Raw genomic sequence first — 12,034 nt, forward strand, 5'->3', positions numbered from 1 at the left:
GCTTAGGACTCCTTCGAGAGCGAGACGAGGACGTCATCGCCGTCGATCTTCACTGTGTAGACGTTCACTGGTCGGGTCGCGGGCGGTCCGGTGGGCTTGCCCGAGCGGATGTCGAAGCACGAGCCGTGCAGCCAGCACTCCAGCGTGCCGTCGTAGACCTCGCCCTCGCTGAGCTTGACCTCGGCGTGGGAGCAGATGTCGTGCAGGGCGAAGACGTCTTCACCCTTGCGCACGAGCGCGACCGGGGTCTCCCCCACCTCGACGCCGATGACCCCCTCGTCGGGGATGTCGTCGAGTTTGCACACCTTCTCGAAACCGCTCATCGCGCGAGCTCCGCCTCCACGGCGCTGAGCACGCGCTCGCGGATCTCGTCGATCTGGATCTTCTCGATGAGCTGACCGAGGAAGCCCCTGATGACCAGGCGGCGAGCCTCGTCGAAGGGGATGCCGCGGGCCTGGAGGTAGAAGATGTGCTCGTCGTCGAGGCGGCCGGAGGCGGAGGCGTGCCCCGCTCCCGCGACCTCACCGGTGAGGATCTCCAGGTTGGGCACCGAGTCGGCGCGGGCGCCGTCGGTGAGGATGAGGTTGCGGTTGAGCTCGTAGGTGTCGGTGCCCTCGGCCTCGACCCTGATGATCACGTCGCCGATCCAGACGGCGTGCGCCTCCTCGCCCTGCAGCGCGCCGCGGTAGTCGACGTTGCTCTTGCAGTTGGGCTGCGAGTGGTCGACCAGCAGGCGGTGCTCCAGGTGCTGCCCGGCGTCCACGAAGTAGACGCCCGACATGTCCGCGTCGCCGCCGGGGGCGGTGTAGGTGACGGTGGGCGACAGGCGGACGAGGTCGCCGCCGAGCGTCACCACGAAGCTGCGGAACGTCGCGTCCTTGGCGAGCTGCGCGTGGTGGTGCGAGACGTGGACCGCGTCGTCCGCCCAGTCCTGCAGGCTGACGATCTTGAGGTTGGCGCCGTCGCCGACGACGAACTCGATGTTGTCGGCGTAGACCGCGCTGCCCTTGTGGTCGAGCACGATCACGGCCTCGGCCAGCGGCTCCACCTTGACCACGATGTGGCCGTAGGCGGCGCCGGCACCGTCGCCGCCCGGCTCGCCGGTCAGCGTCAGGACGGTGGGCCTGGACGTGACGGCCTCGCGCGGCACCGTGATCACGGTGGCCTTCTCGAAGCTGTTCCACGCCTGCGCGCTCACCCGGTCGGAGGGCACGAACGACTTGCCCACGCGGGCGTCGTCGCGGCCGACCGTCTCCACGGTGACCTCCGGGGCCGCGTCCACGTCCACCCGGACGTGACCGACGGCTTCGGCCTTGCCGTTGTGCAGGCCCTTCAGGCGCGAGAGCGGCGTGAAGCGCCACGCCTCCTCGCGCCCGGTCGGGACCTCGAAGTCGCCCAGGTCGTAGGACGCCTTCTCGTGCAGGGTCGACAGGGGCTTCTCGTTCAGGCCCATCAGCCGACGGCTCCTTCCATCTGCAGCTCGATCAGCCGGTTCAGCTCGAGCGCGTATTCCATGGGCAACTCACGCGCGATCGGCTCCACGAAGCCGCGCACGATCATCGCCATCGCCTCGTCCTCACCGAGCCCGCGGCTCATGAGGTAGAACAGCTGGTCCTCGCTGACCTTGGAGACCGTGGCCTCGTGACCCATCGAGACGTCGTCCTCGCGGACGTCGACGTAGGGGTAGGTGTCGGAGCGGCTGATCTGGTCGACCAGCAGGGCGTCGCACTTGACGGTGCTGGCGCTGCCGTGGGCGCCCTCCTCGATCTGCACGAGACCGCGGTAGGAGGTGCGGCCGCCGCCGCGCGCCACCGACTTGGAGATGACGCTGGAGCTGGTGTTGGGCGCCAGGTGGACCATCTTGGAGCCGGCGTCCTGGTGCTGGCCCTCGCCCGCGAACGCGACGCTCAGCGTCTCGCCCTTGGCGTGCTCGCCCATGAGGTAGACGGCCGGGTATTTCATCGTGACCTTGGAGCCGATGTTGCCGTCGATCCACTCCATGGTCGCGCCCTCGTAGGCCACGGCGCGCTTGGTGACCAGGTTGTAGACGTTGTTCGACCAGTTCTGGATGGTCGTGTAGCGGCAGCGGGCGTTCTTCTTCACGATGATCTCGACGACGGCGCTGTGCAGCGAGTCGGACGAGTAGATCGGCGCGGTGCAGCCCTCGACGTAGTGGACGTAGCTGTTCTCGTCGACGATGATCAGGGTCCGCTCGAACTGGCCCATGTTCTCGGTGTTGATCCGGAAGTAGGCCTGCAGCGGGATCTCGACCTCGACGTTCGGCGGCACGTAGATGAACGAGCCACCGGACCACACGGAGGTGTTGAGCGCGGCGAACTTGTTGTCGCCCACCGGGATGACCGAGCCGAAGTATTCCTTGAAGAGCTCCTCGTGCTCCTTCAGGCCCGTGTCGGTGTCGACGAAGATGACACCCTTCTCCTCGAGGTCCTCACGGATCTTGTGATAGACGACCTCGGACTCGTACTGCGCCGCGACGCCGGCGATGAGGCGCTGCTTCTCCGCCTCGGGGATGCCGAGCTTGTCGTAGGTGTTCTTGATGTCGGCGGGCAGCTCGTCCCAGGAAGCGGCCTGCTTCTCGGTGGAGCGCACGAAGTATTTGATGTTGTCGAAGTCGATGCCGGTGAGGTCGGAGCCCCAGGTAGGCAGCGGCTTCTTGTCGAACAGGCGGAGGCCCTTCAGGCGAAGGTCGAGCATCCACTCCGGTTCGTTCTTGAGTCCGGAGATGTTGCGTACGACCTCCTCGGACAGGCCACGCCTTGCCGCCGACCCGGCGGCATCCGAGTCGGCCCAGCCGAACTTGTAATTCCCGAGGCCTTCCAGCTCCGGGCGGTCGGTGACAGTCACCTTCCGGTCTCCTTGCTCTTGTCTCTATGTGCGGAATCGGCCAAGGACTGCGGGGAGACGTGCGTGGTGCACACCCCGTCGCCGTGGGCGATCGTGGCCAGGCGCTGCACCGGCGTGCCGAGCAGCTGCGCGAACGCCTCCGTCTCGGCCTCACACAGCTGCGGGAACTCCGCGGCCGCGTGCGCCACCGGGCAGTGGTGTTGGCAGAGCTGGTCGCCGCCCGACTTGGCCTTGCTGGCCGAGGCGGCATACCCCTCTGCCGACAGCGCCTGCGCCAGCACCTGCACGCGCTGGTCCGCCGGCACCGTCCGCATGACCGGCTCCAGCCGTTGCAGCAGGCTCGAAACCTGCTCGCGGGCGAAGTCGGCCACGGCTTGCTCCCCCATGCGCTCGGCCAGGAAGCGCAGGGCGCTCCCGGCCAGGTCGTCATAGGCGTGCTCGAAAGCACTGCGCCCCGCGTCGGTGATCGCGAACAGCTTGGCCGGCCGTCCGCGCCCGCGCTGTCCGCGAGGGCGCACGGTGCGAGGCTCTATCATCCCGTCTGCCAGCAGCGCGTCGAGATGACGCCGGACGGCGGCGGGCGTGAGCCCGAGCCGCTCGCCGAGAGCCGCGGCCGCGACGGGACCATGCTCAAGAATCAGCCTGGCGACACGGGCGCGGGTGCCGCGCTCGTTGCCTGGCTCCATCGTGGGCATGTTTTTCACAACATCAGTGTGCCGTAATTCCTTCCCGCTTCACAAACGGATCCGGCCAGGGACGGGAATGGAATTTGTCACGCAGGGTAGCCTTACCTAACCTTTGCCCGGCCCAAGATCATGAATGTCAGGGCCGAGCAGGTGATGAGCCCGAGCATGACACAGGCCATGGGGACGGCGGTGCCCGATCCGGCAAGTCCGACCAGCGGGGCCGCGGCGGCCCCGAGCGCGAACTGCAGCACGCCCGTCAGCGCCGAGGCGCTCCCCGCGATCTGTGCCGGCTGGGAGCCGAGCGCCAGCGCGCCGGTGCCGGGCAGCGTCAGGCCCTGGCCCAGCATGATGACGAACAGCCCGGCCACGATGCCCCAGAGACCGAGGTCGGCCAGCGCGGCGGTCATCAGCAGCACCGCGCCGATCAGGCCGGTGAACAGGCCGATGCGGACCAGCAGGGTCGGCGGCACCCGCCCGGACAGCCGGCCGCCGAGCTGGGCGGTGGCGGTCAGGGCCAGGGCGTTGAGGCCGAAGATGAGGGAGTACTGCTGGGGCGTGGCGCCGTACACCTCCTGGAGGACGAACGGCGAGCCGGAGATGTAGCCGAACATGGCCGCGAACGCCAGCCCGCCGGTCAGGGCGAAGCCCATGAACGCGCGGTCGCGCAGGAGCTGCCAGAACGTGCGCACGGTGTGCTTGAGACCGCCGCTCTCGCGCTCGGACGGGGGCAGCGTCTCGCGCACGCCCGTCAGCACGGCCAGCAGCAGCACGACGCCCGCGAGGCTGAGCGCCACGAAGACGCCCCGCCACGAGGTGAACGCCAGCAGCTGCGCCCCGGCGATGGGCGCGAGGATCGGGGCCAGGCCGCTGACGAGCATCAGCGTGGCGAAGATGCGGGCGATGGCGGCGCCGTCGTACAGGTCGCGCACCACGGCCCGCACGATCACCAGCGCCGCGCCGCCGAGCATGCCCTGCAGCAGGCGGAAGGCGATGAGCATCGGCACCGAGGGGGCGAACGCGCACAGCAGCGAGGCGACCATGAACCCGGCCACCCCCACCATGAGCGGCACCCGCCGGCCGCGCACGTCGCTCATGGGACCGGCGATCACCTGGCCCACGGAGACGCCGATGAGACAGGCGGTGAGGGTGAGCTGGACCTGCGCGGGGGCGCTGAGCATCTCGGAGGCGATGGAGGGCAGCGCGGGGAGGTACATGTCGATGGAGAGCGGGCCGATCGCCGAGAGGGCGCCGAGGATCAGCAGCAACAGCCCGCGGCGGCTCCTCGTCTCCGGCTGGACGGCTGTGGGCGTGGCGATTTGTGCCACGGACATGCGTGCTCCCCTTCCCTCGTAGGCCTGGCCCACGAGGGCCGAGGGATCAAACCACGTTCCGGTCCTCCGAATTCCCGGTTATCAGATATTTCAGGAAATCTCGTGAAGCTGGATGATGGAGATCGTCGCGCCGTGCGGGTCGGTGAACGCCGAGAACCGGCCGGGAGTGGCGTCCACGCCGCTCACGAGCATCCGGGCGCCCGCCCGCTCGGCCGCCGCCGTCGTGGCGTCGAGGTCGGCGACGGCGACGTACGTCATCCAGAACGAGGGCGTCGCGGCCGGGTAACCGGGGTCCATCTCCAGCATGCCGCCGACGGCGTGCCCGCCCACGTGCCACTCGGTGTACTTGCCGGGCGGCGTCTCCAGCGGGCGGGGGTCCCACCCGAAGACGGCCGGGTAGAAGGTCTCGGCGGCCGGCAGGTCGCGGGTGACCAGCTCGCTCCAGCAGAACGAGACGGGCTCGTTGACCAGCTCGGCCCCCGGATGGTCGCCGGCCTGCCAGCCGGCGGCGAACGAGCCGTCGGGCGCGCGGAAGACGGTCACGATGCCGTGCTCGAAGACCTGAGTGGGCTTCATCGCGACCGTGCCGCCCGCCTGCCTGACCCGGTCGGCGAGGGCCTCGGCGTCGTCCGTGGCGACGAACGTGTCCCAGGTCGAGACCGGCTGGCCGGCCATGGCCGGGACCAGCCCGGCGACCTTGCGGTCCCCGTGGAGGAACATGCCGTAGCCGCCGGCCGCCGGGTCGTCGATCGTCTCCGCCCGCCAGCCGAGGACCTCCTCGTAGAAGCGCGCGGAGGCGCCGACGTCGGTGCTGGACAGGTCCACCCAGCACGGCACTCCGGGGGCGTACTCACTGCGTCGAGACATTGCCACCTCCTGGGCAGGGGATCTCACCGCCAGGCTGCCACTCCGTGCGCGCGGGCAAAAGGAACGGCGCGAAAGGAACGGCGGGGCTGGACATGTCCAAATGGGGTCATGTTCACCTGCGGCCCGGACCGCCTGGGGAAGTCCCTAAACTCGTGGCCATGGACTCCCCAGCCGTCGAGATCGTCGACCTGGTCAAACGCTACGGCGGCAGCACCGCCGTAGACGGCCTCACGCTCCGTGCCGAGCGTGGGGCGGTCACCGCGGTCCTCGGTCCCAACGGCGCGGGCAAGACGTCCACGGTGGAGATCTGCGAGGGGTTCCGCAAGGCCGACGCGGGCACGGTCAGGGTGCTGGGCCTGGCGCCCGCCCTGCCCGAGCTGCGCCCGCGGGTGGGCGTCATGCTGCAGGCGGGCGGCGTGCCGCCGGCGATGCGCTGCGGCGAGTGGCTGCGGCTGGTCTCGCGCTTCTACGCCCGGCCCCTCGACCCCGATGCGCTGCTGGTGCGGCTGGGGCTGGCCGAGCACGTACGCACTCCCTACCGGCGGCTGTCCGGCGGCCAGCAGCAGCGGTTGTCGCTGGCCGCGGCCGTCGTCGGCCGGCCCGAGCTGGTCTTCCTCGACGAGCCGACGGCGGGCCTGGACCCGCAGGCCAGGCACGCCTGCTGGGAGCTGGTGGGCGAGCTGCGCGCGGCGGGCGTGTCGGTGGTGCTGACCACGCACCACATGGACGAGGCCGAGCGGCTGGCCGACCACGTCGTGATCATCGACCGGGGCCGGGTGGTGGCCGAGGGCAGCCCGGCCTCGCTGACCGGGGCGGAGCGGCAGCTCAGGTTCCGGGCCCGGCCGGGGCTGGCGCTGGAGGAGCTGCTCAACGCGCTCCCGGCGGGCAGCGCGGCCAAGGAGTCACCGGCCGGCCACTACATCATCGAGGGCCTGGTCGACCCCGAGCTGCTGGCCACGGTGACGGCCTGGTGCGCGGCCGAGGGCGTCACGGCCGACGACCTGCGCATCGAGCGCCGCACCCTCGAAGACGTCTTCCTCGAGCTGACCGGCAGGGAGCTGCGATGACCGCCCCATGCCCGACCACCGCGCCCGACCATCCCACCGCGGGAGAGCTGCGATGACCGCGCCCGACTCGACCCTCGACCTCACCCCGGCGCCCGGCGCGGCGCCGTTCCCGCGCATGGTGGCGGCGCAGGCGGGCGCCGAGATCCGCGCGATGCTGCGCAACGGCGAGCAGCTCCTGCTGACCATGATCATCCCGGTGCTGCTGCTGACCGGCTTCTCGCTGGCGCCGCTGATCGACGTCGGCGGCGGGCGGCGGGTGGACTTCCTGGTGCCCGGCGTGCTGGCGCTGGCGGTCATGTCCACGGCCTTCACCGGGCAGGCCATCGCGACCGGCTTCGAGCGCCGCTACGGCGTGCTCAAGCGGCTGGGGGCGACCCCGCTGTCCAGGAGCGGGCTCATGCTGGCCAAGACGGCGGCGGTCGTGGGCGTGGAGATCATCCAGGCCGTGATCATCGTGGTCGTGGGGCTGGCGCTGGGGTGGCGGCCGCAGGGGTCGTTCCTGGGCGCGGCACTGCTGATCGTGCTGGGCACCGCGGCCTTCAGCGGGCTCGGGCTGCTCATGGCGGGCACCCTGCGCGCAGAGGCCACGCTGGCCGCGGCCAACCTGGTCTACCTGGTGCTGCTGGGGGCGGGCGGGGTGGTGTTCCCGCTGACGAAGTTCCCCGAGGCGGTGCGGCCGTTCCTGGAGGCGCTGCCCATCTCGGCGCTCACCGGCGGGTTGCGCGCGGTGCTCGCCGAGGGCGCGGCGCTGCCGCTGGTCCCGCTGGCCGTCCTCGCCGTCTGGGCGGTGCTGTCGCTGGGGCTGGTGTCGCGTACCTTCCGCTGGGAGTAGCCCGGGGCACCCGGTGTCATTCAGGGAGCGGGTCCGGGCGGTCGGCCGGCAGGGCGCCGTAGCGGTGGCGGGTGAGGGCGGCCACCGCGGTCAGCGGGATCGCGGCGCCCGCGGCCAGGCCGAACAGCAGCCCGTACCTGCCGTGCTCGGCCAGCGGCCCGGCCGCCCATGACGCGACCGCGCTGCCCACGAACAGCGCGCAGGCGAAGAACGCGATCGTGGTCCCCCTGGCCTCCGGCACGATCGAGGTGGCCCACGTCTGCAGCGAGGAGTGCAGGAAGGACCAGCCGCCGCCCAGCAGCAGCGCGGTGACGGCCACGGCCGGCACGCTGACGTGCACCGCCACGATCGCGAACCCGAGACAGAGCTGCGTGCCGCCCACGACCATCAGCAGGGGCGCGGGCCAGCGGCCCGACAGCACCTTGACGAGCTTGGAGAAGGCCCAGAGCCCCAGCCCGTACGCGGTGATGGCCAGGCCCGCCACGGCGGCGGCCAGCCCGGTGTGCTGCAGCGCGGTGGCCAGGAAGGGCATGGCGCCGAGCATGATCGCCCCTTCGGTGAAGGCGAGCCCGAACACCAGCAGCGCCCACCGCTGCCCCAGCACCGCCCCCAGGTACCGGCGCACTCCCGTCCCGCCCTTCAGGGCCGACTCCTCACGGGGCGGCTCGGGCAGCGAGCGCAGCGACACCGCGCAGGCCAGGGCGCAGGCGGCCGGTACGGTGAAGGCCACCCGCCAGTCCACCAGCCCGGCGACCACCCCGCCCAGTCCCGTGGCCAGCGCCGTGCCGAGGGCGGCGGCGGCCATCAGGTCGGTGAGGGCGCGCTGGCGTACCGACGGCTGGACGGTGTCGCCCACGTACGTCAGGCCCGTGGGGATCACCGCACCGAAGCAGGCGCCCGTCACGACCCTGGCCACCACCAGCGTGGCCAGCACCGGCATCAGCGCCGAGGCCGCCCCGGCCACCGCGGCGCCGAACAGCGCCCAGCGCATCACCCGCACGCGGCCGAACCGGTCGGACAGCAGGCCCCACAGCGGCTGGGTCAGCCCGTACGCCAGGTAGTAGCCGCTGGCGGCGCCGACCGAGGCCGACAGCGAGACGCCGAGGTCGGCGGCGATGAGCACGAGCATGGGGCTCACGGCGAAGCGGTCGAAGCTGCTGACGAAGGAGGCCACGGACAGGGCCAATGGCGGGCGGGAGAGGCTCACGGGCAAGGTGGGGGATTTCATGCGTCCATGGTCTATTTGTCCGGATAAATGATCCAGTAAGCAGTAGTACCACCTTAAATCAAGGGATGTCTCCCCAGGTGAGTAGGCTGAGCCGGTTGCCTCGCGTTCCAGAGGAGTCCTGTGACCGACTTTGCCCTTGACGACCCCTTCGACCGCGGCTCCGGCGTGCCCAGGCCCGGAAACCTGCTGCGCACCGCGGCCGACTCGATCCCGCCCTCCGGGCTCGTGCTGCTGGCGATCTTCTCGGTGCAGCTCGGCGCCGGCTTCGCCAAGGAGCTGTTCGCGGCGCTGCCGCCGAGCGCGGTGGTGTTCCTGCGCATCGCGGCCGGCGGGTTGATCATGGCGGCGGTGGTCCGGCCCCGGCTGAAGGGGCTGTCCTGGCGCGACTGGGCGGTGGGCGTCGGCTTCGGCCTGACGCTCGCCGTCATGAACCTGACCTTCTACGAGGCCCTGTCCCGGCTGCCGATGGGGATCGCGGTGGCGATCGAGTTCCTCGGGCCGCTGGGCGTGGCGGTGGCCGCCTCGCGGCGCCGGATCGACCTGCTGTGGGTCGGGCTGGCGGCGGCGGGCGTGGTGCTGCTGGCGCCGTGGGGCGCGTCCGAGTCGGTGAGCTGGGTCGGCATCGGGTTCGCGATGGTGGCCGGGGCCGGCTGGGCCGGGTACATCCTGCTGTCGGCGGCGGCCGGGCAGCGCTTCCCGGGGACGAGCGGGCTGTCGTTCGCGATGATCGTCTCGGCCGTGGCGATCGCCCCGGTCGGCGTCGCGACCGGCGGGGCCGACCTGCTGGAGCCGGAGTTGTTGCTGATCGGGCTGGGCGTGGGCCTGCTGTCGTCGGTGATCCCCTACTCGCTGGAGCTACAGGCGCTGCGGCGGATGCCCAAGCACGTGTTCGGCATCCTGATGAGCCTGGAGCCGGCCGTGGCGGCGCTGGTCGGGGTGCTGCTGCTGAGCGAGTTCCTGCACACGCAGCAGTGGGCGGCGATCATCTGCATCGTGGCGGCCAGCCTGGGCTCGACCCGGGCGGGCGGCAGGCGGCGGAAGTAGCCGGGCCGAACCAGCCGGAGGAGGGCCGCCGCGCGCCCGTGGGATGGGGTCTCGGGCGCGCGGCGGGGGGCTCGGCCTCGGTGGGCGGGGTGTGCCGAGCCCGGGGACGGTCAGCGGAGTGCGGGAGTCCGCGTGACCAGGCAGGTGCCACCACCGGAGGTCGGGGGTGGCCGGTCCGCTGAGGACCAGGATCTCGGGGCCGCTGGCGCTCGCGCGAGGCGTCGCTCGGTCGGCTCACAGCCGAGATTACCGCCATCGGGGAGTGTCTGATCCCTGAATGTCAGAACTTGGGGCTCAGAACCGGTGCTCGGCTCAGTGCTCGGCCCAAATGCCGCGTACGTGGCCGATGTGCTCTCCCATGAGCTGCCCCACGGCCGTGCTGTCGCCGCTCTTGAGCGCGTCGAGCAGCGCCAGGTGCTCCCGGGCCGAACCGCCGAGCGTGCCCCGCTCGGAGAGCTGGGACAGGCCGTAGAGCCGGGCCCTGTTGCGCAGGTCGCGCACCACCGAGACCAGGTGGGCGTTGCCGCACAGCGACAGCAGCTCGACGTGGAAGCGCAGGTCGGCGTCCACGTACGCGAGCAGGTCGCCGCGCTCGCTGGCCGAGACGATCTCCTCGGCGATGGGCCTGAGCCGCTCGAACTCCTCCGCCCGCGAGCTGTCGGCCAGCCGGGCCACCGTGGGCACCTCGATGAGCTGGCGGATCTCGGTGAGCTCGTCGAGATCGCGGTCGGACAGCTCGGTCACCCGGAAGCCCTTGTTGCGCACCGCCTCGACCAGGCCCTCCTTGGCCAGGTCGAGCATGGCCTCGCGCACGGGCGTGGCCGAGACGCCGAACTGGGCGGCCAGCACCGGGGCGGAGTAGACCACCCCCGGCCGCATCTCCCCCGTGATCAGCGCGGCACGCAGCGCGTGCGCGACCTGCTCGCGCAGGCTCTGCCGCTCCCCCACCATCGGCAGGTCGAGCCGGTCCTCGGCAGCCATCCGCCCATCCCTTCTATGTCCACGCCTCGTAAGCGGCAGCCGCGACCACGAGGTCCTCCCACGCCATGCCCGTGCTCTTGAACACGCGCGGCCCCGGACCGGCGACCACCCTTCCGGCGATCAGCTCGGCGAGGTTTCCGGCGAGATGACGGGAGGTGATCGTACCCCGGCGAATCGGGACGATGACGTCGCCGGCCTCCGCGAGGGCGGACGCCCTGGCCTCGACGACCACGGTGGCGCGGGCGACGAGGTCGCCGTCGAGCTCGCGGGCGTCCGGCTCGTGCGACCCGACCGCGACGACGGTGACGCCGTCGCGGGCGAGCTTACCGGGGAACAGGGGCTCTCTGGCCGTGGTGCAGCAGGCGATGAGATCAGCCGCGGCCACCGCCTCGGCCACCGGGCCGACCGCTGGGCCCACCGTTGGGCCCACCGTTGGGCCCGCCGCCGGCGGATCCGTCCGGGCGCGGGCGGTCAGGCCCAGGTCGCGGCAGCGGGCGGCGAGGGCCTCGGCGCGGCCGGGGTCGCGGGCCACGACCGTCACGTCCTCGACCGGCCGCACCTCGCGCAGCGCCAGCACGTGCCCGTACGCCTGCGGCCCGCTGCCGAACACCACCAGCCGCCGGGCCCCCGGCTCCGCCAGGTGCCGCACGGCGAGGGCGGAGACGGCGGGCGTGCGCAGCGAGGTGAGCGCGATCCCGTCCATGGCCGCCAGCGGGGCCAGGGTGGCGCCGTCGAACAGCAGGTACGTCCCCTGGATCCGGGGCAGCCCCAGCTCCGCGTTGCCGGGCGCGATGCTCACGGCCTTGACGCCGACGTACCGGCGCATGGACGCGGGCATGAGCAGCAGCTGCCCCGCGGGCACGTCCACGATGGGCCGCGGCGGCGTGGCCTCCGGGTCGAGGCCGGCCCGCAGCGCGTCCTCCAGGACCGCCACGGCCCGGCCGACGGGCACCAGCCGCTCCAGCGTGGCGGCGTCGAGGTAGGGTAGCCCGCTCATCGCAGCGTGAACCCGGTCGGGAACGGGTCGTCGGGGTCGAGCTCGAAGACGTGCCGCCCGGTCCGGTAGGCCATGCCGTCGATCGCCACGACCACGCCCTCGCCGGTCCGCTCGACCACCCGGGCGGTGAAGACGC

General features: G+C 71.7%; 12 protein-coding genes. 3 read left to right on the plus strand and 9 right to left on the minus strand.

All coding sequences use genetic code 11. The features are described 5' to 3' along the window. Window positions 1-2: 2 nt before the first annotated feature. The 6 genes from ACTWPW_RS26435 to ACTWPW_RS26460 all read right to left on the minus strand — a co-directional run bounded on the left by ACTWPW_RS26435 (window position 3) and on the right by ACTWPW_RS26460 (window position 5,749). Window positions 3-323, minus strand: coding sequence for a non-heme iron oxygenase ferredoxin subunit (locus ACTWPW_RS26435; RefSeq protein ID WP_364120237.1), 321 nt, complete (start codon window positions 321-323; stop codon window positions 3-5). After that, window positions 320-1,453: a Fe-S cluster assembly protein SufD gene (gene sufD / locus ACTWPW_RS26440; RefSeq protein ID WP_375114111.1), complete on the minus strand. Its 1,134-nt coding sequence runs from the start codon at window positions 1,451-1,453 to the stop codon at window positions 320-322. The genes ACTWPW_RS26435 and sufD overlap by 4 nt, the downstream gene beginning before the upstream one ends. Continuing rightward, on the minus strand, window positions 1,453-2,865 hold the full coding sequence (gene sufB, locus ACTWPW_RS26445; protein WP_364120242.1) for a Fe-S cluster assembly protein SufB: 1,413 nt from the start codon (window positions 2,863-2,865) through the stop codon (window positions 1,453-1,455). The genes sufD and sufB overlap by 1 nt, the downstream gene beginning before the upstream one ends. Continuing rightward, on the minus strand, window positions 2,862-3,560 hold the full coding sequence (locus tag ACTWPW_RS26450) for a helix-turn-helix transcriptional regulator (RefSeq protein ID WP_364120244.1): 699 nt from the start codon (window positions 3,558-3,560) through the stop codon (window positions 2,862-2,864). The genes sufB and ACTWPW_RS26450 overlap by 4 nt, the downstream gene beginning before the upstream one ends. Before the next feature lie 92 nt (window positions 3,561-3,652). Further along, the gene (locus ACTWPW_RS26455) at window positions 3,653-4,882 is read right to left on the minus strand and encodes a multidrug effflux MFS transporter (protein ID WP_375114112.1); all 1,230 of its coding nucleotides are present in this window, start codon (window positions 4,880-4,882) and stop codon (window positions 3,653-3,655) included. 90 nt (window positions 4,883-4,972) lie between these two features. Continuing rightward, window positions 4,973-5,749 (minus strand): VOC family protein, encoded by a 777-nt coding sequence (locus tag ACTWPW_RS26460; RefSeq protein ID WP_443170210.1) that lies wholly within the window; start codon window positions 5,747-5,749, stop codon window positions 4,973-4,975. Window positions 5,750-5,907: 158 nt separating this feature from the next. Here ACTWPW_RS26460 and ACTWPW_RS26465 point away from each other — a divergent pair, with 158 nt between their 5' ends. Together ACTWPW_RS26465 and ACTWPW_RS26470 are read left to right on the plus strand one after the other, a co-directional pair. Beyond that, the gene (locus ACTWPW_RS26465; RefSeq protein ID WP_375114114.1) at window positions 5,908-6,816 is read left to right on the plus strand and encodes an ABC transporter ATP-binding protein; all 909 of its coding nucleotides are present in this window, start codon (window positions 5,908-5,910) and stop codon (window positions 6,814-6,816) included. 52 nt (window positions 6,817-6,868) lie between these two features. Next, window positions 6,869-7,648, plus strand: a complete 780-nt coding sequence (locus tag ACTWPW_RS26470; RefSeq protein WP_375114115.1) for an ABC transporter permease — start codon at window positions 6,869-6,871, stop codon at window positions 7,646-7,648. 16 nt (window positions 7,649-7,664) lie between these two features. On the opposite strand, the gene ACTWPW_RS26475 is transcribed toward ACTWPW_RS26470, so the two are convergent. Continuing rightward, window positions 7,665-8,876, minus strand: coding sequence for an MFS transporter (locus tag ACTWPW_RS26475; RefSeq protein WP_375114116.1), 1,212 nt, complete (start codon window positions 8,874-8,876; stop codon window positions 7,665-7,667). Between the two features lie 120 nt (window positions 8,877-8,996). Between ACTWPW_RS26475 and ACTWPW_RS26480 the strand changes: the two genes are divergently transcribed. Beyond that, window positions 8,997-9,920 (plus strand): EamA family transporter, encoded by a 924-nt coding sequence (locus ACTWPW_RS26480; protein ID WP_375114117.1) that lies wholly within the window; start codon window positions 8,997-8,999, stop codon window positions 9,918-9,920. A 312-nt stretch (window positions 9,921-10,232) separates the two neighbouring features. Here the strand turns inward: ACTWPW_RS26480 and ACTWPW_RS26485 are convergent, their stop codons facing one another. Both ACTWPW_RS26485 and ACTWPW_RS26490 read right to left on the minus strand, forming a co-directional pair. Next, on the minus strand, window positions 10,233-10,901 hold the full coding sequence (locus ACTWPW_RS26485; RefSeq protein ID WP_364120263.1) for a GntR family transcriptional regulator: 669 nt from the start codon (window positions 10,899-10,901) through the stop codon (window positions 10,233-10,235). A 13-nt stretch (window positions 10,902-10,914) separates the two neighbouring features. Continuing rightward, complete coding sequence (locus tag ACTWPW_RS26490) at window positions 10,915-11,898, minus strand: ornithine cyclodeaminase family protein (protein ID WP_443170211.1); 984 nt, start codon at window positions 11,896-11,898, stop codon at window positions 10,915-10,917. Between the last annotated feature and the right edge of the window lie 136 nt (window positions 11,899-12,034).

The sequence above is a fragment of the Nonomuraea sp. KM90 genome, from assembly GCF_052246675.1.
Taxonomy (GTDB): domain Bacteria; phylum Actinomycetota; class Actinomycetes; order Streptosporangiales; family Streptosporangiaceae; genus Nonomuraea.